19 protein-coding genes are annotated in these 24,027 nt (G+C 69.5%); 4 read left to right on the top strand and 15 right to left on the bottom strand.

The window, feature by feature from the left end:
- Positions 1–25: 25 nt before the first annotated feature.
- Positions 26–3,934: a CHAT domain-containing protein gene (locus OG299_RS00480; RefSeq protein WP_327359972.1), complete on the bottom strand. Its 3,909-nt coding sequence runs from the start codon at positions 3,932–3,934 to the stop codon at positions 26–28.
- Positions 3,935–4,131: 197 nt separating this feature from the next.
- On the opposite strand from OG299_RS00480, the gene OG299_RS00475 reads away from it, so the two are divergent.
- Positions 4,132–4,527, top strand: coding sequence for a hypothetical protein (locus OG299_RS00475; protein WP_327359971.1), 396 nt, complete (start codon positions 4,132–4,134; stop codon positions 4,525–4,527).
- Positions 4,527–5,471: a hypothetical protein gene (locus tag OG299_RS00470; protein WP_327359970.1), complete on the top strand. Its 945-nt coding sequence runs from the start codon at positions 4,527–4,529 to the stop codon at positions 5,469–5,471. The genes OG299_RS00475 and OG299_RS00470 overlap by 1 nt, the downstream gene beginning before the upstream one ends.
- 394 nt (positions 5,472–5,865) lie before the next feature.
- On the opposite strand, the gene OG299_RS00465 is transcribed toward OG299_RS00470, so the two are convergent.
- From OG299_RS00465 to OG299_RS00450, 4 genes are all read right to left on the bottom strand, one after another.
- Positions 5,866–6,138, bottom strand: coding sequence for an NUDIX domain-containing protein (locus tag OG299_RS00465; protein ID WP_327359969.1), 273 nt, complete (start codon positions 6,136–6,138; stop codon positions 5,866–5,868).
- The gene (locus tag OG299_RS00460; RefSeq protein WP_327359968.1) at positions 6,135–6,614 is read right to left on the bottom strand and encodes a GNAT family N-acetyltransferase; all 480 of its coding nucleotides are present in this window, start codon (positions 6,612–6,614) and stop codon (positions 6,135–6,137) included. Before OG299_RS00460 ends, OG299_RS00465 begins: the two co-directional genes overlap by 4 nt.
- A 33-nt stretch (positions 6,615–6,647) precedes the next feature.
- Positions 6,648–8,033: a phosphotransferase gene (locus tag OG299_RS00455; RefSeq protein WP_327359967.1), complete on the bottom strand. Its 1,386-nt coding sequence runs from the start codon at positions 8,031–8,033 to the stop codon at positions 6,648–6,650.
- Positions 8,034–8,191: 158 nt separating this feature from the next.
- Positions 8,192–8,722, bottom strand: a complete 531-nt coding sequence (locus tag OG299_RS00450) for a class I SAM-dependent methyltransferase (RefSeq protein WP_327364412.1) — start codon at positions 8,720–8,722, stop codon at positions 8,192–8,194.
- A 393-nt stretch (positions 8,723–9,115) separates the two neighbouring features.
- Between OG299_RS00450 and OG299_RS00445 the strand changes: the two genes are divergently transcribed.
- Entirely contained in the window at positions 9,116–10,084 is a 969-nt protein-coding gene (locus OG299_RS00445) for a DUF8686 domain-containing protein (RefSeq protein WP_327359966.1), read from the top strand.
- 278 nt (positions 10,085–10,362) lie between these two features.
- On the opposite strand, the gene OG299_RS00440 is transcribed toward OG299_RS00445, so the two are convergent.
- From OG299_RS00440 to OG299_RS00425, 4 genes are all read right to left on the bottom strand, one after another.
- A complete protein-coding gene (locus OG299_RS00440) occupies positions 10,363–11,496 on the bottom strand; it encodes a methyltransferase domain-containing protein (protein ID WP_327359965.1) in 1,134 nt (377 codons plus the stop codon).
- Between the two features lie 197 nt (positions 11,497–11,693).
- Positions 11,694–13,067, bottom strand: a complete 1,374-nt coding sequence (locus OG299_RS00435; protein ID WP_327359964.1) for an MFS transporter — start codon at positions 13,065–13,067, stop codon at positions 11,694–11,696.
- 117 nt (positions 13,068–13,184) lie between these two features.
- A complete protein-coding gene (locus OG299_RS00430; RefSeq protein WP_327359963.1) occupies positions 13,185–14,654 on the bottom strand; it encodes an NUDIX domain-containing protein in 1,470 nt (489 codons plus the stop codon).
- A gap of 106 nt (positions 14,655–14,760) precedes the next feature.
- On the bottom strand, positions 14,761–16,656 hold the full coding sequence (locus OG299_RS00425) for an ATP-binding cassette domain-containing protein (RefSeq protein WP_327359962.1): 1,896 nt from the start codon (positions 16,654–16,656) through the stop codon (positions 14,761–14,763).
- Positions 16,657–17,673: 1,017 nt separating this feature from the next.
- Here OG299_RS00425 and OG299_RS00420 point away from each other — a divergent pair.
- Positions 17,674–18,108: a GFA family protein gene (locus OG299_RS00420; RefSeq protein WP_327359961.1), complete on the top strand. Its 435-nt coding sequence runs from the start codon at positions 17,674–17,676 to the stop codon at positions 18,106–18,108.
- A gap of 192 nt (positions 18,109–18,300) precedes the next feature.
- On the opposite strand, the gene OG299_RS00415 is transcribed toward OG299_RS00420, so the two are convergent.
- The 6 genes from OG299_RS00415 to OG299_RS00390 form a co-directional block, all read right to left on the bottom strand.
- Positions 18,301–18,867, bottom strand: a complete 567-nt coding sequence (locus OG299_RS00415) for an RES domain-containing protein (protein ID WP_327364411.1) — start codon at positions 18,865–18,867, stop codon at positions 18,301–18,303.
- Between the two features lie 2 nt (positions 18,868–18,869).
- Positions 18,870–19,418 carry a hypothetical protein gene (locus OG299_RS00410; protein WP_327359960.1) on the bottom strand — a complete coding sequence of 183 codons (549 nt, stop codon included), beginning with the start codon at positions 19,416–19,418 and terminating at the stop codon, positions 18,870–18,872.
- A 501-nt stretch (positions 19,419–19,919) separates the two neighbouring features.
- Positions 19,920–20,861 carry a S66 peptidase family protein gene (locus OG299_RS00405; protein ID WP_327359959.1) on the bottom strand — a complete coding sequence of 314 codons (942 nt, stop codon included), beginning with the start codon at positions 20,859–20,861 and terminating at the stop codon, positions 19,920–19,922.
- Positions 20,862–21,173: 312 nt separating this feature from the next.
- Positions 21,174–21,806, bottom strand: coding sequence for an HAD family hydrolase (locus tag OG299_RS00400; protein WP_327359958.1), 633 nt, complete (start codon positions 21,804–21,806; stop codon positions 21,174–21,176).
- On the bottom strand, positions 21,803–22,915 hold the full coding sequence (locus OG299_RS00395; protein ID WP_327359957.1) for a Gfo/Idh/MocA family protein: 1,113 nt from the start codon (positions 22,913–22,915) through the stop codon (positions 21,803–21,805). The genes OG299_RS00400 and OG299_RS00395 overlap by 4 nt, the downstream gene beginning before the upstream one ends.
- Complete coding sequence (locus OG299_RS00390; protein ID WP_327359956.1) at positions 22,912–24,024, bottom strand: DegT/DnrJ/EryC1/StrS family aminotransferase; 1,113 nt, start codon at positions 24,022–24,024, stop codon at positions 22,912–22,914. Before OG299_RS00390 ends, OG299_RS00395 begins: the two co-directional genes overlap by 4 nt.
- Positions 24,025–24,027: the final 3 nt, after the last annotated feature.

Genomic DNA, 24,027 nt, shown 5'->3' with positions numbered 1-24,027 from the left:
CGAAGCCGTGTTCGACTGGAGCGTCTCAAGGGCCGGTGTGAGTGTGTGCTGCCCAGTGGGTCGGTGAGAGCAGGAAGCGGGCGCGCAGTGTGTGGACGGCGTGGTGCAGGGCCCGGGCCGAGTCAGCGGTGTCGGGGGTGGTGGTGCCGTCCGCAGTGAGGTGGGCGTAGAAGTCGGCAGCAATATCGGTGGCGGTGTGCTCGTTGACTGGCCACAGCGTGCCGATGACGTTCCGGTATCCGGCCAGGTGGAACGCCCCGGTCAGATGCACGGCTTCATCGGCCAGTTGGAGGCTGGTGGCGGAGGTGTCGCAGGCCGACAGGAAGGCCAGTGACCCGGTCAGCCGCAGGGCGCTGATGTCGCTGACGGTCAGCGGAGCGGTTTCGTGGTCGTGCAGGATCAGACGGCTTGTCGCCGGATCCTGTGCGTCGGCCAGGCCGTGGCAGGAGAAGTGCACCAACGGGTGCGTGGGGAGTGCGGCCAGGACGTCGGTGCGTACTGGGCGGTCGGGCCGCAGTGCGTCGGGCATCAGCGCGTTGACAGTGTCGGCTTCGACGCCTGCGCCGCTCAGTGGGCGCGTGCCGGGTGCGTCGGGAACTGCGATGATCAACGCGCGTTCTGCGGCTGGTGATTGGTGGGAGCGAGCGTATTTCAGAGCGCGTGCCGTCGGGGTGTAGGACGAGATCGCCCGGTTCAGGACCGTGCGAGGGGCGGCCACGAGGAGTGGATCGGCGCTGTTGAGGTCGCGATGGTGGCCTGCCGCGTGGACGGGCAGGTAGCACATCACACCGACTGGGCACCACCAAATCCGCGGGAACGACGCTCCGTCGGCCGGCGTGCCGGTGTAACCGATGGCGGTCAGCACCGGGTCGGCGACGGTGTCCCACAGCCACGCCAGGATGTCGAGGATCTCGTGCTGAGCGTCCTTGCGCGTCGTGGGCGGTTGGTTGGAGTCGGTGGCCGCCCGACGGGCGCTGGCGAGCTGCTCGACCCGGGCGGCGGCGTCGTGTGCGGTGAGTTGGTGCAGCCTGACGGTGCGCACCGCATCGGGGTCGGCGCCGCTGAGGATCAGCGCATCGCAGCGGCCCGGCCCGGCGGTGAGGAACACGATCGGGCCCTGGTCGCCGTGCTCGGTGAGTTCTGCGAGCTGCGGTGGGTGCAGGAAGCCCGAAAAGCCGTCCACCGCCCGGATCCGGTCGACGAGGCGCTCCCATTCGTCGTGAGCCAGCCGGCGAGAGAGGGCGATATCAGCGGCGCCTTGGACGGTGTCCGGTGTCCCGTCGGTCCGGTGGGGCCCGGCGTCGAGGGCCGTCACGTGACCGAAGGCGGGGTTGTCGAGAGCGTCGAGGCGGTCCCGCAGATCTTTGAAGTCCCGTGCCAGCCCCTCGTGGTGTTCGCCCAGCCTGGTGAGGTCGTCGCTGCGGGCGTCGATGGTGCCGGCTGCGAGTGTCCCGCGGGTCGCCTCCAGGAGTTCCACCGCGCGCCGGGGACGACCCGCGTCCAGCGCGGCCGCCGCTGCCACTCCCGCCAGCGACCCCAGGCGGCGCACCTGGTGACGCTGGTCGTCACGGGCCAGGGTCCGGGGGCTGATCCACGGAAGCATGCCGACGGCGGTTTCCACCGCGGCCAGTGCTTCCGCGGTGCCGGAGGGCGTCGAGCCGGCCAGGACGGCGACCTCCCGCAGGGCCTGGACCCGGACGAGTGCCTCGGTGGCGGTGTTCCGTCCGGACGACCGGAACCGCTCCAGGGCTTCGGCCGACAGCGTCGCGTCCTGAGTTCGTTCGGCCAGGGCTCGCAGCGCGTAGCCGAGGTTGTTCAGGAACAAAGCGTGGTGGGGATGGTCCTCCGGCGTGCTGACGACGGCCCGGCGGCCGATCTCCACTGCTTCCGCGAGCAGGCTCAGGTCGCCGTTCTGTTCGGCGAGTTCCTGGAGAAAGCCGCCCAGGTTGCTGACGCGTCGTGCGTAGTAGGGGTCGTCGTTCGGTGTGATGGCAACGGCCTCGCGGCTCAGTTCGACCGCCCAGGCGAGCATGTCCGGTGTGCCGGACCGGAGCAGGCCACTGAGGTTGTTCAGGTACCCAGCGCGGTCGGGATGCTCCTCCGGCAGCGCAGCGACGGCCTGGGAACCGACGTCCATCGCCTCGAGGAGGAGTTCGGCGTTCCCGGTGCGCCTGGCGAGTGCCAGCAGCACGATCCCGAGGTAGCTCAGGTGCCCGGCCCGGTGCGGGTGGTCCGCCGCCGACGCGAGAACGGCCCGGCGGCCGACCGCCGCCGCCTCGGCCAGTGGGGTCGTGTCGCCGGTCCGTTCGGAGAGGGCCTGCAGGGCGAGGCTGAGGTTGCTCAGGTACGAGGGGAGGTAGGAGTCGTCGTCCCGCGCGATGGCGACCACCTGGCGGGAGACCTCGACCGCTTCGGCCAGTGGGGCGACGTCCCCGGTACGCTTGGCGAGCGTCCGCAGGGCCAGGCCGAGGTTGCTCATCCGTCGCGCGCGCTTGGGGCTGTCGTCCGGCGTGGCGGCGACGGCTCGGCGGCTGACCTCCACGGCCTCGGTGAGCTGGCGGATGTCCCCGTTCTGCTCCGACCGCGAGCGCAGCACCACGGAGAGGTTGCCCACGTACGAGGCGAGGTCGGGGCTGTCGTCCGGCGTGGCGGCGACGGCTTCGCGGCAGACCTTTACGGCCTCGGCCAGCAGACGGGGCTCTCCAGTCCGTTCGCAGAGGGCCTGCAGCGCAAGGCCCAGAATGCTCAGCAGGTCGGCGCGATGCCGGTGGCCGTCCGGCACAGCGGCGACGGCCCGGCGGGCGACCTCCACGGCCTCGGCCAGCGGACCGGCGGCCCCGGACCGCTCGGACAGCGACTGCAGCACAGCGGAGAGCGCCCGCAGGACGTCCGTGTGGTGCGGGTGGTCGTGCGAGGCCAGGGCGACGGCCTCGCGGCAGACGGGCACGGCTTCGGCTGGCAGGGCGACGTTCCCGGTCTGTTCGAACAGTTCCTGCAGGGCGATGCCGAGGTTGACCAGATGGCCGACGCGCTCCGGCCTGCCTCGCTGCCCGCCCGTGACGGCCTGTCGGCTGACCTCCACCGCTTCGGCGAACAGATCGGTGTCCCTGGTCAGCGTGGCCTGGAACCGCAGCGTGATACCGAGGTTGCTCAGACAGGACCTGTGATCGGGATGGTCGGCCGGGGCCGTGACGACCGCCCGGCGGCCCACCTCCACCGCCTCGGCCAACACCGCGGCGTCGCCGGTCCGTTCGAAGAGGGCGCGGAGCGCGAGACCGAGCATGGTCAGGTACTTGGCGTGGTCGAGGCGGTCGTCCGAGGTGGCGGCGACGACCCGGCGGCCTAGCTCGACCGCCTCCGCCAACAGGGCGACGTCGCCGGTGTGTTCGGACTGCGCCCGCAACAACAGGGCCAGATTGCTCAGGCACGCCGGGTAGTCGGGGTCGTCGTGCGGAGTGCCGGCCACGGCTTCGCGCAACAAGGCGACGGCTTCGTCCAGTTGCGGCAGACTCCTGCTCCGCTGGTAGGCCTGGAACAGCCTTCCTGCGGCCGGGACGGCCGATGCGGCTGTCGTCACGTGGCGGGCGGGTGTTCCGGCCCTGGCGAACACGGCGCGCAGTGCGTCCGGAACGGCCTCCGGACGAGCGCGGTACACGGGGTACAGGAATCGCACGGCCGCGTCGAGCGCTTCCTGGTCCTCCTCATCGGGCAGCACCAGATACCGGTACCAGTGGAACATGCCCAGCAGATGGGCAACGGGCAGGTCCTCGTCGGGACTGCCCACCTCGGCCAAGTCCTCGGCCTCCTGCCGGGCCTGGGCAGTGAGCAGCGTCGCCGCGCTCTCACCGTCGTTCATCACCTTCAGCATGCGCCGCTGCAGCGCGGCCACGGCGATGCGGCGCTTCGACGCGTCCGATCCGACCGCACGAGTCACTGTCCACGGCCCCTCGAACGCACACAACGGTACTGCCGCGGGCCGATACGTCACGGCGCCCCTGGCAGCACACCGGGCTTTGCGGATCGTATCCGCTTCGGCCCGCCGCACACCTAGGATCTCCGCAACAGGCCTGTCATGACTGCGAATTCGCGTGGTCGGCCACGCCGGTACGAGACTGAGGGAAGGAACGACAGGTGAGCGTGGTTCGAGAACGCCTGGCCGCCCTGTGCGACCAGATCGCCAGGCACAGCGAGATGCGTCAGGCCATCGGCGACGCCGACGCCGGACCTCAACTGGCTGAACTCCTCGACGCCGTCACCGCCGAGCAGACGCCTGACCAGGGCCGCCTGCTCGTGTTGCTGGACGAGATCGAGGAGGCCTGCAGCCGGGACGGCCTGGCCGGGATCACCACATCCTCAAAGCAGTACACCCCCCTGCCCGCAGGCTTCTCGGAGTCCAGCCCGGACGAGCCGCTCACCTGGACCTGCCCGCTGCGCCGCTGCAACCGGACCGTCTTCGACGATGAGGTCGCGACACCTCCGTCCTGCGCCGCAGCCGGAACGCCGATGGCCGCGATCCGAATCCTGTGATGACCGGCTTCCTGGCGAAACTGGGCACGAGCCTGGCGGAACGGTGGTTGGCCCTGCTGGTCCTGCCCGGCGTGCTGTGGGCCGCCGCCGCAGCCGCCGCCTACCGGGTGGGACAGGCCGACCCCTTCGACCCACGGCCACTGGTCGACTGGCTCGGCGACATCGCCGCACAGCCGACGGCACACCGCACCACCTGGCTGGCCGTGGCCGCCGTCGTCAGCGTCCTGGCCTCCGCGGGAGCGGGCCTCGCGGCCGGCGGCCTCGGCACCGTCCTGGAAAACCTCTGGGCCGCCCCGGGAACCCGCCCGCCGCTGGCCTGGATCGTGCACGCCCGCCAGCGGCGATGGACCGCGGTGCGCGAATCGGCCCGCCGCAGGATCGCCGAAGCCAACGACCCGAGCCGTACTGGCGCCGCACTCGCCCGCGCCCAGGCGGCGGCCCGTCGGGCCCAGCGCCGTCGCCTGGCGGGGCAGTCGCAGCTGCCGCAACGGCCGACGCGCACCGCCGAACGCTTCCATGCCAGTGCCAGTCGAGCGGGCACGCTATACGGCTTGGACCTGAACATGGCGTGGCCCCGGCTTTGGAGTGTCCTGCCAGACGCACTGCGCGCCGACGTCACCGCTGCGCGCGATTCGTACGCCTCGGCCGCCCGTCTCGCGGGCTGGGGCCTGATGTACGCCGTTCTGGCGATTGTTTGGTGGCCTGCTGTTCTGCTCGGCTCCATCATGGTTGTCGTCGCCGCCGCGAGAGCCCGTACTGCGGCCAATGTGTTGGCTGATCTCATCGACACCGCCAGCGATCTGCACCTGGTTGACCTTGCGGGCAGACTTGGCATTCCCGCCGCGACCCTGTCGGCCCTTGAGATCGGACGTGCCATCACCCAACGTCTCACCCGCCCTCAGCATGCCGCGGTCCCGGTACCTGCCTTCGATGAGACGCCGTAGGAAGCCTCAATCGCCGGTGGAGTCCACGGAGCTACGGGGAGACTCCACTGGCCGTTGACAAGATCAGTTGCTCGGGTGGCGCCGGGGGTTGAACGGGGTGTTCCGACCGACTGAGAACCGCTGGCCGCGGACATGGTTACTCAACTTGCGTATCGCCCTATCGCCCTGTCGTTGCGGCGTCCTCGCCTCGTCGGAGGTCGTCAGCGCCTCGTGAGCGGCATGATGGTGCCGGTGCGGGTGGTGAGCTCTGAACGCAATGCCTCGTTGTGGTGGTGGAGGGTGGCAAGAGTGGTTGCCGCAAGGCCCGGCCGTATCCAACGTGATCCCGTCCAGCTGCGCCCCCGTGAGCCGCCCCCGTCGAACACGAAGCCGACCGTGTTCAGTGGCCATGCGGCTACGGGCAGTCCGAACACGGGGCAGCGAGCAACCGCGGCAGCCCCGCCACCTCCAGCCCGGTCTCCTCACGGCATTCGCGCACCGCGGTCTGCCACGGCCGCTCTCCGGCTTCCGCGATCCCGCCCGGCCACAGCCACGGATGGGTGGTGGTGTAGGTGGCGCGGAGATGGACGGGGCGGTCAGCCTCGTCGGTGAAGAAGATCGCGCCGAAGACCGTGGCCTTGGCGAGCGTCGCGGCGAGCTCCTCTGGAGGCAGCCATGTCCGGCTCACGGCGTCCTCCCGTCGAGCGGGGCGGGGAAGCGGGTCATCCGCATCAGCGCCGGATCGGATCCGAAGCCGAGCCCTTCGTAGAGAGGGGCGGAGCCCTCGCTCGCGTACAGCTCGTAGAGGGTGACCCCGTCGGCTTCCAGGTGGTCCAGGAGTGCGGTGAGCGCGGCCTTGGCGTGGCCGCGGCGCCGGTGATCGGGGTCGGTGGCCACCGCGTGGATCCGTACGGCCAGCCCTTGGGGGTACTTGGGGGCGGGCAGGACAGCGTGGACGAGGCCGAGGGCGCAGCTGGCAAGGCGGCCGTCGGGTGCGTCGATGACGTAGGCGCGTGCGTCGCCTCCGGGAACGAGGCGTACGGCGAGCTGGTCGGTGCACCGGTCCAGCCAGAGCGTATCCAGGGGCTCGGACAGGATGTTCTCCGAGCGCAGGCGGGAGATCTCCGCAGCGTCGGCGGGGGTGGCCAGGCGGGGCTGGGCCATACCGTGCTCCTTAAATCGGTGCTGTGGCGGGGGTTAGCGGTGGCGGTCGGTGTGGAGGCGCAGCAGGGTGCGGCGGCCGCGTTCGGTGACCTCGGGGTCGCCGTGGGACATGCCGTAGGCGATGCCGGAGACTGCGTCGAAGGCCGCCTCGCAGTCCAGGCGTAGCTCCTCGTCCGGGTCGAGTGGCCGGCCGTACCCGTTCAGGAACGCGGCCCGAAGGTCGTCTCTGCCGGTCCAGGTGTCGGAGAGCCGCACCATGTCCCTGGTGGCGCTGGCATATTCGGAGCGCTCGAAATCCAGCAGTCGTGGCCCGCCGTCGTCGCCGATCAGGACGTTGCGGTACTGCAGGTCCCCGTGTGTCGGCACTGCGGGAGGCGCGGGCAGGTCCGCGTACGCGCGGGCCAGGGCGAGGACCAGGTCCTCGTCGCCGACGGCCAGGTACGGTCCGGCCGCTTTCAGGTGCCGCTCGATCTTGCCCAGGGCCGGGGAGGGGCCGGCGGGCTGCTCGGGGGCGGCGCGGTGCAGGGCGGCGGCCAGCTGGCCCAGACCGTGCTGGACCTGTGCCTCGGTCGCAGGGTCCAGGGCCATGCCGTGCAGCGGCCGGCCGGTGAGTGCGGTGATCACCACGGCCCGCGCCTGGCTGTCGGCTGCGACCAGCCGCGGGGCCTTCGCGCCGAGTACCGGCGCCCACGACCGGAGCGCGGCCACCTCCCTGTCATGGAACTTGGCCCCGCGGTGCCGTTTGAGGTACCAGGTACCGCCACCGGCGCCGGTGATCCGCCAGACCCTGCTCCCGGTCCGTACCCAGGAGACGTCCTCGGCTCCGGTGATCCGGCCCACGGCCGGCTCGGCGAACACCTGCAGGTGGTGCGGGAGTCCGGGTCCGTCGACCGGCGGGCCGGGCAGGAGGAGAGTGCGGTCGGGGCCCTCTGCTGCGTAGGGGATTGGGTCGCCCGGTTCCTGGAAGTGGACGGCCGCGGGCAGCCCGGCACGGTAGGCGTCCAGGCCGGCCCGGCAGTACGCCACCATCGGCTCCGGCAGCCCGCCCTCCAGCGGGTACCAGCCCATGTCGTCGCACCGGTCCGGCTCCATCACAGCCGGCTGTCCCGACCACCGGCGGACTTCGAAGAACACGCCGATGCGGCTTCCGGCACCGACGGGGGGACGGTGGTGGACGGTGACGGCCACGGTGACGTCCTCGGGATCGATGAGGACGCCGGTCTCCTCGCGGGCCTCCCGGATGACGGCTTCGACCATGTCCTCCTCGGGGTCGAGATGACCGGACGGGCAGTGGTAGAGCCCTGTCGCGTACACGGGGCCAGCGCGGCGCGACAGCAGTACCTCCGGGCCGTCCTTGCCGTCGCGGCGCAGGATGAGGTGGACGTCGACCGGCACGGTGTGCCGCAGGCCGCCGCTCACCGTGCGGCCTGGGGCCGGCGGGCGACGAGCACGGTGAAGACGGACTCCTCGTTCAGCAGGCCGTCTTGGGCATGCTCCTCGAGGAGTTCCAGGGCCTGCTCCTCGAATCGGGCGTGGTCGGAAAAGAGGTCGGGACGGGCGAAGCTGGTGGAGCGCAGCTACCCGACCACACCGGTCGGGGTACAGGTCCGGGTATGCGGGAAGCGCTGCTCGGTGATGTCGCTGAACGCGGAGTCGGCCAGGTCGTCCTCGTACCGGCGGCCGGGCCCCGAGTAGGCGCCGGTGGTGCCCGCGCGGCGGCCTTCGCCGAGGTGCGTTTGGATCAGCTCCTTCAGCGCGGCCGTCCAGCCTGCCTGGTGGGTCCACAGACTTCCGTCGCCCATGAGTGCGAACGCCGCCGTACGTGTGGTCACCTGGTCGGCCATGGCCAGCACCGCCGGCCGGTCCATCCAGTGGAACGCCCGGCAGCAGGTGACCAGATCAGGTCCCTGGCCGGGCCGCTGCGGCCCGTAGGTGTGGGCTTCGCCCGCGAATGCCGAGGCCGTGGTCGTGCCGAGGACGGGACGGAGGTCCGCCATCGCCTGGGCGAGCATCCCTTGGTTGACGTCTACGAGGTCGATGTGGGCCAGCCGGGGCACGACTGCCAGCAGCGCGCGGGGTACCTGTCCTGTCCCGGCGCCGAGGTTGATGGGGATCTCTGGATTCGGCCAGGGCCGCTCGTCGCCTCGCTAGGTCCGCACCTCAGCCAAGTGGGGAGCGAGCGCGAGCGTGGTCAAGATGGTGGAGCCGGGCCGCCCGATCGTGCAGTGTGCGGGCCGCGCCGAACGGTCATGGGCGCCTGCGGCAGCGCTTCACGCTGGGCTTCGCCCACCCTGGACAGCTCGACCCGCACCTGGATCTGGCTGGCCATCGGGCCCATCCGCTGTGGCGTCTCTCCGCAGATCACGGGCTTGAGCCTGGTAGAGCCGCATGTTCACCTGTCGCGTATTCGCGGGCTGTTCGATGCTGGTCACAAAGAGTGATTGCACTTTGATTGGCGCGGCGCTCCCCGCTCTCGTGAGGAACTTAGCCAGGCTGAGCAGATGGCTGAGTCCCCCCATACCCCCGACGAGGCATCCGAAGAGCCAAGGAAATCACGAGAACCTCGACTACGGCCGAGGGGTGCGACGGCTTTCATCTACGTTGGAATCGCATTAGTCCTTCTGGGGCCCCCTGTGGTAGGGCTCAGCCTCTACCTTGACGAGTGGCACGCCAGTCATCAGGAGAGACGGGTATCCAGTTCCGCACCGGTGACAGTGGGCATGGCGCTGCACCTCAAAGTCACGGCTCAGAGGGTTGACCCCGTAGCCAACGAGGTGGTGCTGAGCGTCCTGCCCTTGCCTCAGGAGTCCCTAAGGGAGGGCGCTCGTGAAGGGTTGTCCTTCACTGAGGACGTACAGCTCGCTTCCTCCCACCTCATTCCCGGGAGTATTCGCCTTTCCAAGAACACCGTCCCCAGATTGCAGCAGCTTCGGTTTATCTTGGACGGCGGTCGGGCTACCCACTACCCCTGGGATTTCTACTCAACAAGCATCTCTTGGAACGCAACCACGTCAAACGGATCCTACATTCCCGTCCGGATGAGTTTCGTGAATGCCGACCCATTCTTCGTCATGAATCCGACCAGATATGTCTCAAACCCCGAGTCTGCTGGCCTTGAGCTGAGCATCCACAGGTCTCGAAGCACCTGGATTTTTACCGTGTTCATGATGTTGGCCATGTGGGGGCTAGCCTTTGCCGTGCTAGCGGGCGCGGTCATCCTGGTGCATAAGAAGGAAGGATTGACCTGGCCAGCTCTGGGCTGGATGGCCGCGACCTTGTTTGCCCTTGTCGGCTTCCGAAACGCTGCACCCGGCTCCCCACCGATCGGATCGATGATGGACTACCTTGCCTTCTTTTGGTCCGAGGCCATTATCATCTTGAGTCTGGCATGGGTGGCGGCGGTCGGATTCCGGCATGACTTCCGCAAGCTCATCCGCCTCAAGATCAATGGGCAAGACGGGGGCGAATAGGGGACCGGCAGGAACATCGGTGCAGCCGTTATCCGGGTGGGGAATCAGAGCGAGCAACTCTGAGGCCAGCCCAAGCAGGGGGTGGCCGATTTCAAAGAGTCCTATCAAGGTCGAGGGGAGGACCGGTGCGGGCACGCCGTGCAGGGTTGCGGCGAGGAGCCGCACGGCGGCGTCGGGTACTCCGGGACGGTAGCGGGCATAGTCGGCGGCCGTGGTACCGAACAGTGCCTCCCCGGCCCTGGGGGTGTCGTCGATGGCGGGTGCGCCGGGATGCATGGTCATGGGGCTTCTCCGGGAGTGAGGGACGGGGCGGGGAGCGGCCAGGAGAGGGTGCCGCAGCTGGTGGTCGCCTGCTGGGTGCCGCCGGAGTCGATTTCGATGCGGTAGGCGGACGGGGAGCCGGCCGCCCGCCACAGGGCGGCGACTTCGTGGAGTTCCGCCCAGATGTCACGCGGCCCGTCGGCGGTGACCGTCCAGCGGCTCCCGGCTGGGCGGGCCCGCATCCAGGATCCGCAGCTGGGGGCGCCGAGGGTCAGGTCCTCCGCTCCGTAGTCCCGGACGAGCCCGGGCCGCAGTGCCCCGAGCGCCAGCCACGCGCCGCGGTCGGTGACTGCTGGAGGCACTAGCCGGCTGCGCCGGGTCCAGCGGCCACCGCCCGCGGCGATCTGCTTGCGGAACTTGGCGGACAGGAAGACCTGCTCGAAGCCGTCGATGCCCGTGCCGGCGCGGTGGCCGAACTCCACCGCGCGCAGCTCGGCCTGGACCTGTCCCATCGAGGATTTGGTGATCACGGCGAGGCCCGGCCAGGACGGTGACGAGGTGGCCACCGTCATCAGGGCGAGGCCGCCCGGGGCGAGCTGGTCCACCAGGGCCGTGGGGATGCTGGGCACGGCGAAGGAGACGAAGATCCGGTCGTACGCCGCTCTGGCGGGCCAGCCGACCCGTCCGTCGCCGGTCACCACGGTGGGCCGGTACCCGAGGACGGCCAGGTGCGCTCGCATGGCTTCGCTGACGTGTCGGTCGACGTCGAGCGTGACGACGCCTTCGTCCCCGCACACGAAGCACATCACGCCAGCAGTGACCCCGGCGCCGGAGCCGACGTCCAGAACCCGCTGACCCGGCCGCAGGTCCAGTGCGTCCAAGAGGCCGGAGGTCATGCCCATCGTGCTCGACATCGCCGTCATGGTCCCCCCGCTGCGCACGCCCGGGATCCGGCCGAGGATGGGCTCGCCCGCGTGCTGAACAGGGACGCTGTCTCCTCTGTGCAGCAGGTGGCACAGCTCGTCCCGGTCGTCGGGGCGCGCCCAGTCGAGCAGCTCCCACCGCGGTGGAAGCTCGTCGGGAGCCGAGCGGCGTACGTACGCCTGACGAATCAGGAGCTCGCGCCGCAGGGCGAGAAGTGCATCCCGCACCGGGCCCGCACCCAAGTCGCCGGATTCTTCCAGGCGGGCCACCATCTCCGCCCGGGCAGCCGCGGTATCGGGATCGGCGGACGCCACGACCACGCCACCCGCGGACGACGCGGGGCTCGTGTCTGCCGGGAACCGCGGCTCAGGCAGTGGGGAGGCCTTGGACCCGGCGTCGGTGGCCGCCCCAGCGTTCAAATGGTTCACGATGTCCCTCCGTCCATGGAGCCCTCTCGGCTGGTGTCCTGGGCGCACGCCGCCCCCGGGGCGGGAACGACCGGGCAGGGCGTCCCGGGCCTCCCAGGGGTGGCCGGCATCTGCCGCAGGCCGCGCAGCGGAGACCGGGCCAGGACCACGAACGGCACGACCAGGAGGCAGGAGCCCACGACCAGGGCCGGCCGGACGCCGGCCCAGGTGCCGAGTCCGCCGGCCAGCAGCGCGCCCAGCGGCTTGGCCGCGCAGGTCAGCCAGGTACTCACGGCCTGCATCCGGGCCTGCATCCCGGCCGAGGTGACGATCTGCCGGATCGAACGCTGCGTCGTTCCGGCGGCCCCAGCACACGCCAACTGGAGAAACAGCGCGCTCCCGATCACGACTTCCCAGGTCAGGCCTGGGGACGCGATCAGCAGAGGGATCTGGGTGAGCGGTGTGAGGGCGAGCGCGGTCAGCATCATCGGCCCGGGCCCGTACCGCCGCGCAACCGCTGGAGCGGCCAGCGCCCCGGCGGCAGCGCCCAAGGCGCCGAGCCCCAGCAGCACGCCGAACGCGGTCGGGCTCATCGCCAAGAACCGCAGGAGGTACAGCGCCCACAGGGTGTTGAGCAGCGCCAGCGCGAAGGAGGTCGTCGCGTTGACCCAGGTCAGAACGCTCAGCCGGGGATCACCGTGCACGTACCGCAGACCCTCGACGATCTCCGTCCACAGCCGGCGCCCCTCGGCCGGTGCGGGGGTGCTCTCGCGGGCCTGGATCCGGTAGGTGCACCACGCGCTGACGAGGTAGGAGGCGACGTCGCCGAGCAGTGCGCGGGCCGGGCCGAGCAGCGCGGTCAACGCGGCGCCGGCGTTGCTGCCACCGGTCGCGGCGATCGCGAACAGCGCGCCGATGCGGGAGTTGCTCCGCTGGATCAGCGACCGGTCGACCAACCCGGGGAGCAGGCTGATCGACGCCGCGTCGTGCACCACCGCGGCGGCGCTCCGAACAGCGGAGACGACCATGAGGTGCGCCAGGGTCAAGGTGCCCAGCGCCGCGGCCACCGGGACCGTCGCGAGCGCCGCGGCGCTCACCAGGTCCCCGGTGATCATTTGCCGCCGCTTGGAGTACCTGTCCGCAGCCGCCCCGGCGTGCAGAGCGAGCAGAGCCGGCGGCAGCTGTCCGAGAACCGCCAGGACGGAGACCTGCCCGGCCGTGGCGTCCAGATCGATGACAGCGAGTACCGGCAGGACCATGGAGCTGATCGAGCTACCGGCGACGCTGCAGGTCTGGCCGGTCATGTACCGACGGAAATCTTGGTGCCGCCACAACGACGCGGAGGCGGCGCCGGAGTCAGGGCTGCTCACGGAACACCCCCTCTGAGTCATCCGCGAGTACGCGCGAGGCCGGGCGCGGGAACCGGTTCCTCCTGGGCGACCGCCTCCAGCGGGCGGACGGGCTCGGTACCCAACAGCCCCGGATGCGGAGGCCGCGCAGGCCCGCGGTCATCGGTCCCACCCGAGCTCCGTGTAGCGGTGGCCGGCGGAGATTCCCTCGATGGCCGCGCGGGTGTACGGGACGAGCTGCTTGGGCAGGCCCGTCGGCTCAAACCACTGCCAGGCCAGGCACTTGTCGAGTTCGAGGACCTCGGGAACCCCCTCCCACCGGCTGGCCTGGAAGATCATCTGCAGCAGGGGGAGGCCGCCGGGGGTGTCGACGATGTGCACGACGTGCACCAGCTCCAGGTCCGCCGGGTCGATGACCAGCCCCGCTTCCTCCCGGGCTTCGCGGACCAGGCAGGTGACCGCGGACTCCCGTTCGCACTTCCCGGCGAGGAAGTGCCAGGTGTTCCCCGCGTACGCGACGTCCGGGTGGCGCAGTCCGAGGAGTACGCGTCCGTGCTCGTCCTCCAGGTGGAGATGCACGCCGATGCCGTTGAGCACGGGCCGGCGGCCTCCGTCCGACGCTGGCGGCGCCTCGTCCTGCTCTGCCTGCGGCGGGTGATCTGCTGCGTGGCGGCGGATCAAGTTGCCGAGTCCGCGGCTCAGGCGCAGCCGATCCAGCTGGTCCGGAGTGACCCAGTGCAGGAGAACCCCCTCCCGCAGCTCGAGTTGGTCAGGGTCCCCGTTCCACCGGCCGGCGAAGACGCGAATAGGGACGCGGAGGCCATCCACGCTGGTGGCCTCCTCCACGGCGTACGGCGCAAGGCCCTCCAGGTGCAGCCCGGGGACCTCCTCGGACAGTTCACGCAGCAGGGTGTCCTCCAGGCTCCGGTCGCCCCGCCTACGCCCGCCCCCAACCAGCGCCATCGTCCATGGCTGCCAAATTTCGGGCCGTTCGTCGCGAAGATGCAGCAGGTAGGACCCGGCCCCGTCGTGGATGAGCGCGGAGGCGTTCACCGGTTCTGGCCGGCCGTCGAGCCCCGCTTCCAGGAGTTTGGCGCGCAGTGTCGGCGAGGTGATGGCGGTGATGGGTACCCACTGGGCGCCGGACACCTCCTGGTCCTGTAGCACGATCTCCGGCCGGTCCTTGTTGGCGAGGTAAAAGGCGTAGCGGATGTCGTAGTGCCGGTGTGGGGGTTCGCCCTTGTCGGGGTTCTCGTCGATGTCGTGAACGTCAATATCGATCGGCGTGCCGAGGGCCTGAGGCGTCAGGGTGAGGGCGTCGGCCGGGATCCCGGCTTCCTCCGCCAGCTCGCGCAGGGCCGCGCCGAGCAGGGAACGGTCACCGGCCTCGATGTGGCCGCCCGGAGCCAGAAGGAGCCCTGTCACCCGGTGTGAAATATGGAGAACATTGGCGTTTCGGTCGATGACGATGGCGCTGCACGTGACGTGGCCGGGCAGAGTGCTCCGGCTGGTCGCGTCATAGGGCTGGTCGAGAGCGGTCAGGAGGTCGGCCAAGGTGTCGCGCTCGGCAGGGTGGTGGCCGAGGTAGGCCTCGACGGTCTTGCGGATATGGGTGTGGCTGGGCGGCACGGCGTACTTCTCGCCTTCGGTGGGGGGCCTGTATCCGGATCGGGGGGTCGGCGTCATGCGTCCGCGGGGCACCGCGTCTCTCTAGTGGTGGCGATGCGGGAGGGGGTCACCGGGCTGCGTCCTCGGTGGTGGGCGTGCCGGGGTGGTAGCCGCTGGCTTGAAGGGTGAACATCGAGGCGTAATCCCCGCCCAGGGCCATGAGTTCCTGGTGAGATCCGGACTCGACGATGCGGCCGCTGTCGAAGACCAGGATTCGGTCGCAGTCGACGACGCTCGCGAGCCGGTGGGAGATGAGCACCGTGATCTGGTCCGGTCGCAGTCGGCCTCGCAGCACGGCCTCGTACACGGCGTGCTCGGACGGCGGGTCCATGCTCGCGGTCGGCTCATCCAGGAGAAGCAGAACCGCAAGCTGGTAGAGGCCGCGGGCCACGGCGATCTTCGCCCACTCTCCGCCGGAGAGCTGGCGTCCCTTCTTGAACCGCTTGGACAGCGTCGCCTGCCACTGGCCGGGGAGCGCGGCGATCACCTTGTCGGCTCCGGAAGCCCGAGCGGCGGCCATGACCCGCTCCGGATATGCCTCGGTCAGGCTGCCGGCGCCGACGGTGATGTTCGACAGAGCGCTGAAGGGGTAGCGGACCGGGTCCTGCAGGACACAGGCAACCCGCTCGTGCAGGGACTGGGTGTCCATGTCCCGAACGTCGACGCCGTCCCAGCTCACGCTTCCTTGCTGAGCCTCGTATAGGCCTGCCAGGACCTTCGACATTGTTGATTTCCCGGACCCGTTGAAACCGACGAATGCCACGGTCTCCCCGGCGCGCAGGGTGAAGGAGACGCCGTTCAGGGCCGGGGTGTCCTTGCCGGGGTAGCTGAAGTGGACGTCCTGGACGACGATTTCCTTCACCTTGTCCGGAGCACGCACCTTGGATGTCCGCGGCAGGAGGCGGCGGCTCCGCTCCTGGACCGCGAGGAGATCATCGACCCACAGGGCGTGCTCGTACACGAGGTGTCCCACCTCGATGAGCTGGGTCAGGGAGGCGCGGCCCGCCTGGATCGCCAGGACGGCCCCGGCCCCCGCCGCCAGCGGCAGCCAGCCGGCGATCAGCATGCCGGCCAGCGCCGCGTACGTGATGCCGGTGCCGATCCCACCAACGGTCCGGCCGGTGAGGTTGAGCACGGCGGAGCTCACGCCGAGGCGGGTGTCCTCCTCGGCGATTCTGGTGGTCAGGCGGCGGTGCTCGTCTAGTAGCGCTCCCTGGGCCGTGTCGGAGCGCAGTTCGGCGGCCGCGTCCACGTCGAGCAGCAGCCAGGAGAACACCCGGACTCGGCGCTGCAGCGCGTTCCACCGCTTGAAGGACTTGAACCGGGCCCGTGCGCTGCGCACGGCGGCCGCGCCCACCGGCAGGACCGACAGCAGCAGGAGAGGTAAAAGAGCTGGGTGCAGGACACCGAGCACGCCGGCCGTACCGATCAGCCCGAGGGTCGCGGAGGCGAGGGAGACGACCTGTCCGACGATCATCCTCGCGTAGAAGAGCCCACGGTCGTTGGCACGGTGGACCTCGTCGTGCCAGTCGGGATCCTCGACTGCCTCGAGGCGCACGTGCGCGGTGAGGTGGAGGAACTCGCATTCGAGGGCGGTGCGGATCTTGGGTGTGACGCGGGCCTGGGCCACCGCGACCGCAGCCTCCAGCAGGGCCCGCGCCGCGAGGAAGCCCGCCACGATCAGGATCTGGGGGATCGCAGCACGCACACGGTCGGGCGTGGGGCCCTCCGCGAAGAGGTGCTGGAGGACTTTGACCGAAGCGATCAGCCCGAAGGCGGCCATGGCCGCCGAGGCCAGCTGGCAGACGATGGCCGCGAGGGTGGAGCGGCGGTCCGCTTGCCAGGCGAGCCGGCCGATGACGGCGGTGATCTTGGGCAGCCGAGCCAGGACCTGGTACACGGTGGCGCTCGCGGCGGCGCCGTCATGAACCGACCAGTACGCCTCCTCCAGGCCCTCGGTCATGTCCCCGTCCTCCGGCCCGGCCGGCATTGCCGCCGGAGGGAGCGGCAGCTCGGTGGCACGCGGGCCGGGTACATTCCCGGCCGCTGTATCGCCGATCCCGCTCACGCCGACCACCTCGCATCCCGTCGTGCCGCGCCGCGCACGCAGACGCCGGATTGACGGGGTCCCCGGAACCGGACGGCGAGCGGGGACCGCCGCCACTGTTCGAATTCGAGGGACCGATGGACGGGGGCGGGCTCGGCGTTCACGATGTCCTCCATCTGGGCGGCAGGTTGGCACTGGTGCTCTAAGAACGCTCCGGTTCCGCGGCCGTAACGGCCCCGGACGGGCGAATATCTCGAACGTGAATGCGGATCTTGCACGTTGGGCAGTAGCGGCCTACCTGGTGGCTTTTGAACTCACGCGTTCGAGTGGCCGTCGCGGCGCGGCACCCGATCAGGGGCTTGCGCGATCCTCGGACATCGACCAGGGGGTCCGCGTGCCGGAGGTGGTGCCACGGCTTGGCCTGGCGCGTGCCCCGGCGGCGCTTGATCGGCGTCGCCGCGGTCGCTGTACCCGGACCTTGGCGCCCGGGCTACTGCTCGGCACGGTGACCCCTCCTTCAACTCGACGTGTGGAAAACCCAGTTCAGCCAGATTCCCGCGCACGGCGAGGAGGCCCGTCTGCGTGACGGGCTGAGGCGGGTTGGGAGGTGCTGGAACTGGAGGAGCCAGTAGAGGGCAGGCGCCGAGTCGGAGCAGCGGGTTCTGGCCTACCTCGGCGAGCCCGCCTCCCAGGCGCCACCCGTGATCGTTTCCGGCTGCCGCCGGGCTTCCCGGGACGACGGCCGTGCGAGGTTGGCCGGAAGTGGCCGCTGCAGGGGCAGGTCACCGAAAACCGCTTGCTGCCTTCAACGCCGTGTCGAGTGCCGGATGTATGTTCCCCTTCGACGGGAGGCGGCGCGGACCACTGCCGGCCACACCCGGATGGCAAGCTCTCGCACTGAACTCGATTGCCATACAGGGGAGATGAACGAACTTGAACGCCACCTCCGACACAACCGGCGCGACCCGTTCCGGTGGGTGCCACCCGGACTGCGGTCGGATCCGGTTCGAAGCGAAGGGGGACCCGGACTACCCCCACACCTGTAGCTGTCGGGACTGCAAGAAGCGCGGCGGGGCGCCGATGATGTCGTGGGTGGCGTTCCCCCTCGACGGATTCGAGTGGACCGGGGAGGGAGGCGAGCCGACCTGGTACGACACGTACCCGGGTAAGACCCGGCGGGGATTCTGCGGCACGTGCGGCACCCATATCGCGGCGTACGACTACGGAGACGCCTGGATGGGCGTCACCATTCCGGCGCTCGACGAGCCCGACGGCGAGGGTCTCACTCCCGTCAACCAGTCCTGCCGCGGCGAGGCGGTGCCCTGGCTGGGCCAAGTCGAGGACACGCAGCACAGCACCGTCGGCTAACCCCAGACCCCCTGTGTAGGGTCCCAAATCCCGTGTCCTAATCCCACGATCGATGTCCTATCGCTGGCAGATAGGACACGATCCTGAGACTGGCTGGTGAGGGCGCTCACCCATTTGAGTGATGCGACTGCGGTGCGGGCCTCGCGAACAGTGTGCTGGCGCCGTGGCTGTGCCGCGAGATCCAACAACGCATCAGCTGATGAGCTTATTCAATTCATCTGCCGCCTCCACCACAGAGGGATGTTTCAATTCGAGCGGCTCAATGTCTTCCACCGACAAATTCAGATCCCAAAGGCCGATAGAGGACCACTCAGGTTTGTAATAAGACCACCATGAAGCGCCTGAGAATTCCCTGCCGCCTTTTCCGTCGGGACGCTCAAACAGGGCACGGGCCCACGACTGGGTCACGGCGCGATCTCGCGTGATCACATTTGATGGCCGCAGCCCCAATTCCACAAGTCGAGGCCCGTCGTCAAGGTCACATACAGCGGGGTCACCCGCGTACGTCGCAAGGGCCAGCACACTTCCAGGTGGCGCCTTGGGGGGCGGGGCAAGCACTGCACGTGCCCAACTTTGGTAACGACCCAGCGTCTCCGCGACCGCACCTTGAGGTGTATCGGCGAGATACAAAACCAAGTACTCACCCACTGGATCGTCAATACGACCATAACCCTGCGCTGGCCACCGGTAGAGTGGATGCCCATTCTGTCCTGGCCGAGCGGAAGCGTCATACACGCAGACGCGATAGTACTGGGGCATGCTCAAGCATAGGCACCTTGTTCAATCGCCTGCAGTATCGGCGCGAGAGCTGCTAGCCCTTTCGAGCGAAAGACATCGGCCGGACGCGCGCCACCGAGCAACGGCTCTTGACCGCTAAGCCAGAGTTCGGCTTGTTCTGGCGTGAAAACAGTGAAGAGAAGAGACAAAAACGCGTCCAGATTAACGACGGCGCTAACGCTGGCCGGACTCATTCGCTCTCGACCAGATTTCCACCTAGTCGGCTGAGAAGATGAAACGCCGAGCAACGCCGCCGCCCCGTTATTACCCAGTACGCCGAGAACGCGCTCCAACGCCTGTTTGGGCTGGTATGCACTGGCGGCCGGCTTGTACCTAAGCGCGATGCTCTTTGCGGGGACTGTGGCACGACCTGCGACCGACCGAAGCCGGGAGGGGCGCTCCAGTGCCCGAACGCGCGTAGCGTCCACCACGGCGTAGTTCTTGGGCAACCTGACGTCGCCAGCGTCTCCGACCGACACCTCGATGCGCTGACCGCCCGGGAGCGTGATGAAGGCATCCGTTGGCTTCGCCATCACGACTCCTTACCCAACAAAATCTATTGGGTATCGAGCCTACTCCCTGCGCGGCAGAACGGCCCGTCATGCTGCGGAGGGATCTCACAGGGCCAGTCGCTCCCGGGTCGGACGGGGGACGCGCGGTGAGTCCGGTCTCGCTCCTGCTGTGCGCCCGTATCGGGGACGCCCTGGGGATCGCGAGGATCTTGGGCGAGCGGGACTCTGGAGGCATGGCCGCGGATTCGCTTCTGCACCTCCTGCTGGGCCCGGCTGCCGAGGGATGTCCTGGCACGCCGGCTGTACTGCGACGACGTCTACCGCGCCCTTGCGTCCTGACTGGCGGGCCGAGGAAATGACACGGATCTGAGACAGCCAGGGAATGACATGGCGTGAGACACAGGAAGAACACGCAGCTCACAGGCTCGACGTATGACGCGGAGATTGAGAACCTACACCCTGCGGACCTTGCTAGCCGCCGGCACCCTAGGGGCTGAAGCTGCAGGGCTTTGGCCAGGTGCTTCATGCTGCGGATACCCAGGGTGAGACGAAGGTGAGCGGGTGCTCGGCGGCTGAGTCCACGCGCAGGGTGGCGCCGATGGGGAGGGTGTACTTGCGCGGGGTGTGCCCGTACGGCAGGCCGTGGGCGAAGGGCCAGGCGTACTCGCGGCACAGCTCGTCGACCATGGCGGTGACCGTGATGCCCGCGGTCGCCTCGCAGCCGACGCTCTCCCCGACGATCAGGCCCGCGATCTTGTCGAGGACCCCCACGTCCCGCAGGTGGGTGAAGGCCTGATCAAGGACGTCCGTCGGCTTGAAGGCGTCCTCGACCGCCAGGATCGCTCCGTCCCAGCGCGGCTCCCATGGCCTGCCAAGCAGGCAACGCAGCGACGAAAGACACCCCGCGATCAAGTGGCCTTCGGCGGAGCCCGGTCGGGTCCAGGTCAGGGGTGCGTCGATCCGGGCGGCGGCACTCTGGCCGGCGAGCATCTCGGCGAAGTGCTCGGCCGTCTCGCATGGCGACTCCGGGTCCCCGAAGTCCCACATCACCGAGGGCCCGTGGAGGGTGACGAGGCCGGTTCGCGAGGTGATCGCGTTGAGGAGGAGGCTGGGATCTCTCACGCCGACGATCAGCTTCGGGTTGGCGGCAATCAAGGGGAGGTCGAGTCCGGACAGGAGACGGTTGGAGTTCCTTCCGCCGCCCGCGCAGACCACGGCGGCGATCGATGGGTCGGCGATCATCTGGTGGAAGTCGTCCAGGAGCTCGTCGGTGGTGCCGGCGCGGTATCCGGACCGGCCGGTGGCGTGGGCGCCCACGACGACTTCGAAACCGAGCCCGGTAAGCGCCTGGACGCCGCGGGAGAAGTCGTCCGGAAGGGCGGCGGGCTCCGGGGCGGAGACGGTGACGATGCCGATCCGGTCACCCTGGGACACGGGCGCCGCGAGGCGGGGTGTCGTACTCATGGTGGGTGCTCCATTCGCTTGGTGCCTGGACGAGCGGGCCTGAACGCCTTGGTGCACCGCTGCGACGGCCAAGGAAGTTCGTTTCCGCAGCGGGCTGCTGGAGCCGGTGCACGCGCGGAGCACCGGTACTGGAGCTTGGGGAATTGGGGCTGCGACTACCGGCGTCGGGACATGGGCGTTGAGGGCGGTGGTGGGGGTGCGTGCGTCAGGTTCGGGCTGCAGGTTCGGCCGGGGAAGGACGGCGGCGAGCCCGGGGTGCGACGGCTCGAGCCGTCGCACCCCGGGCCTTCTGGAGCCGTCAGGTGTGCCGGCTCAGTCGAGCGGGATCCCCAGGAGTTGCTGGAGCTTGGCGACGGTCTCCACGGGGGTGGTGGCGTGGACCGTGGCCATGCCGAGGTGCTGGGCGGGGATGAGGTTGCTCGGGTTGTCGTCGACGAAGATGCAGGCCGAGCCGGGCAGGCCCAGCTTGTCGAGGGTGAGCTGGTAGATCGCGGCATCCGGCTTGCGGATCCGGTGCTGCTCGGAAAAGACGATCACGTCATGGTTGGCTTCCAGGTCCCACGGCGTGTACGGGTTGAAGGGTTCCAGGCCCATGCTGTTGGACAGGATGGCTGTCTTGAGACCGGCGGCGCGGATTGACTGTGCGGCGTTCACCACGAGCTTTTCAGGGGCCAGTGTGGCCAGGGCCCGGCCCATCAGGTTGTTGGCATCGATGCCCAGGATGCCGGCGATCCCCTGGTTCCACTCTGTCTGGCTGATGTCTCCACGTTCCAGCTGGGCGTAGAGCGCGCGGCCAGCGGGGTCGAAGGCGACGGTGTCGCGGTATGCGAACGTCGACAGGCCTATCTCTTGGGCGAACGCGACGGCAGTGTCGTCCATGGGGTTGGTCAGGACGCCGCCGAAGTCGAAGATCACGGCCTTGAAGGTCTGCTGGGTACGGCTCATCGTGTCGACTCCTTGGCGATGGTGGTGGTGCCCTCGGCGTGGGCGGTGCCGTGTTGGTGGGGTGGTGTGAGCAGCGCGCGGTGAGGGCGGGCTGCGGCTCGGAGGATGGCGTCGCTGACTGCGGCGACGCGGGCGGCCCGTGCGCCGGTGCAGGCAGGTGCGGTGCCCTGGGTGAGTGCTGTGGCCAGGTCGATGACGCCCATCCCCCGGCCGGTCATCCGTGGGGCCCCGCTCGTGGGCGGTAGCGGTTCCCAGGTGAAGGTGCCGTACTCGGCGAAGAGGACGTCGCCGGTGTGGAAGTTGGGGTCGGGCAGGACGAGGGCCCCACGCGTTCCCTGGAGCTCGATGCGGGGTGTGCGGGTGGCTGCGGCATCGAAGCTGGCGGTCAGAGTGACGGGCACGCCGTCGGCGGAAGTGAGGAGGGCGCCGATATGGATCGGGGCCTGGGCCGTGAAGTGCTTGCCTGCGGCGGGGCCGGAGCGGATGGTGCGTACTTTCCGGGTGTGCGCGGTCGCTGCGTGGACCTGCAGTGGACCGAGCAACTCGTCGAGGGCCGCGAGGTAGTACGGGCCCATGTCGCCCAGCGGGCCCGCGCCTTGAGCGTAGAAGGGTTCGGGGGAAGGGTGCCAGCGCTTGAGCCCAGTGCTCATGAGTGTGGCCGTCGCGGACAGCACGGTGCCGATCCGGCCCGTCCTGACCGCCTCGTGCGCGGTCACGAACGCCGGGCCCAAGGTCGTGTCGGGCGCGGCCCCCAGCAGGATCCCGGCGGTGTCGGCTTCGGCAACCACCTGGGCGACGTCGCCTGGTGTGAGAGCAAGGGGTTTCTCGCTCCACACGCCAGGGACGCGCGCGGCGATGGCCTCCAGAGCCAGGGCGTGGTGGGTGTGGGGAGGGGTGAGGATGACCGCGAGGTCGATGATGTTCGGGTCGAGGACGGAGCCTGGTTCGGTGGCCGGGATGCCGTGCCGGCCACCGAAGGCGTCGGCCCGGGCCGGGTCGGCGTCGGCGCAGGTGGTGAGGCGGACCAGCGGGGAGGCGGCAAGTGTGGTCGCGTACTCCTCGGCGACCATTCCGCAGCCGATGATGCCGACCCGGACTATCGCGGTCATCGGCCGCTCTCCAGGCTCTGCTGTATGAGGTCGGCAAGGGTGCAGGCCCACTGCTTGTGGGTGTCCGCGGGGAGCCAGGGGATCTGGATGTCGAAATAGGTCCGGTGGTCGGCGAGCTGCCGCTCCGGCTGGACGGGCCAGGCTTCGGCGGTGTGAAGGTCACCGGGACCGGGCCACCAGCTGCGGTAGCCGTGCTGGAAGAGAGCTCCGGAGATACGCGCGGCAGTGGCTGGATCGAGGGCGCGGACGCCGACGAGCGACCCGTTTCCGGTCGGCTCGGTGGAGCCGGGCACGAGCTGGAGCCCCTCCAGCGCCGCGAGCTGGAGGTGGACTTCCCTCTGGAGTGCGCGCAGGTCCTCCACGAGCACGGGAAGGTGCTCCACCTGGGGCAGGGCTAGACCTGCGGCGAGTTCGGTCATCCGGGCCTTGGACCGCCAGACTGCGCGCGGGGTCCTCTGCCGCGTATCTCCCGCTATGGCCCGCATCAGGGCCATCATGTCGGGGTCGTCGCCGACGACGAGTCCGCCCTCACCCGTGGCAATGATCTTCATGGAGTGGGTGGAGAAGGTCGCCAGGGTGCCCCAGCAGCCAGCCGGGCGGCCTTCGGCTTCGACGCCCCACGCCTGCGCGCAGTCCTCGATGAGCGGGATGCCGAGGTCGGTGAGGTGGCGGGCGATCTCGGCGGTGCCGGGGGCGGGACGTCCTCGGAGATGGACCAGGACGACGGCAGCGGTGTCCGGGCCGATGAGCGGGGCGATCTCGGCCCACGTGGGCGTGAGGGATTCGGTGGCGGGTGCGATGCGCACGGTGGCGCCGAGCATGTCGGCTGCCGCGCCGATGGACACCCAGCCGATCTCGGGGATGATCACCTCTTGGCCGGCGCGGATCTCCAGACCGCGCATGGCCATGCGCAGCGCGGAGGACCCGGAGTCGACGGCGAGGGCCTGGGCGCGGCCGGTGAGGCCAGCGACGCGCTCTTCGAGGTCGGGGATCAGCTCCCCGTTGAACGTGGCGATCTGGCCGGTCAGTATCCCGCCGCCGACCAGGGCGTTCTGGGCATCGGCCGTGAGCTGGCTGTACTGGTAGACCGGAGCAGGGTGCTGGGGCATGAC

The organism is Streptomyces sp. NBC_01296 (genome assembly GCF_035984415.1).
GTDB lineage: Bacteria > Actinomycetota > Actinomycetes > Streptomycetales > Streptomycetaceae > Streptomyces.
The sequence above is the reverse complement of the archived record's forward strand: the minus strand, read 5'-3'. Positions and strand labels throughout refer to the sequence as shown.

Excerpts from the sequence above, each read along its gene's own strand:
- OG299_RS00470 (WP_327359970.1), top strand. The coding sequence starts at position 4,527 with ATGACCGGCTTCCTGGCGAAACTGGGCACGAGCCTGGCGGAACGGTGG.
- OG299_RS00460 (WP_327359968.1), bottom strand. The coding sequence starts at position 6,614 with ATGGCCCAGCCCCGCCTGGCCACCCCCGCCGACGCTGCGGAGATCTCC.
- OG299_RS00445 (WP_327359966.1), top strand. The coding sequence starts at position 9,116 with ATGGCTGAGTCCCCCCATACCCCCGACGAGGCATCCGAAGAGCCAAGG.
- OG299_RS00435 (WP_327359964.1), bottom strand. The coding sequence starts at position 13,067 with ATGACTCAGAGGGGGTGTTCCGTGAGCAGCCCTGACTCCGGCGCCGCC.
- OG299_RS00425 (WP_327359962.1), bottom strand. The coding sequence starts at position 16,656 with ATGACCGAGGGCCTGGAGGAGGCGTACTGGTCGGTTCATGACGGCGCC.
- OG299_RS00415 (WP_327364411.1), bottom strand. The coding sequence starts at position 18,867 with ATGCCCCAGTACTATCGCGTCTGCGTGTATGACGCTTCCGCTCGGCCA.
- OG299_RS00410 (WP_327359960.1), bottom strand. The coding sequence starts at position 19,418 with ATGGCGAAGCCAACGGATGCCTTCATCACGCTCCCGGGCGGTCAGCGC.
- OG299_RS00405 (WP_327359959.1), bottom strand. The coding sequence starts at position 20,861 with ATGAGTACGACACCCCGCCTCGCGGCGCCCGTGTCCCAGGGTGACCGG.
- OG299_RS00400 (WP_327359958.1), bottom strand. The coding sequence starts at position 21,806 with ATGAGCCGTACCCAGCAGACCTTCAAGGCCGTGATCTTCGACTTCGGC.
- OG299_RS00395 (WP_327359957.1), bottom strand. The coding sequence starts at position 22,915 with ATGACCGCGATAGTCCGGGTCGGCATCATCGGCTGCGGAATGGTCGCC.
- OG299_RS00390 (WP_327359956.1), bottom strand. The coding sequence starts at position 24,024 with ATGCCCCAGCACCCTGCTCCGGTCTACCAGTACAGCCAGCTCACGGCC.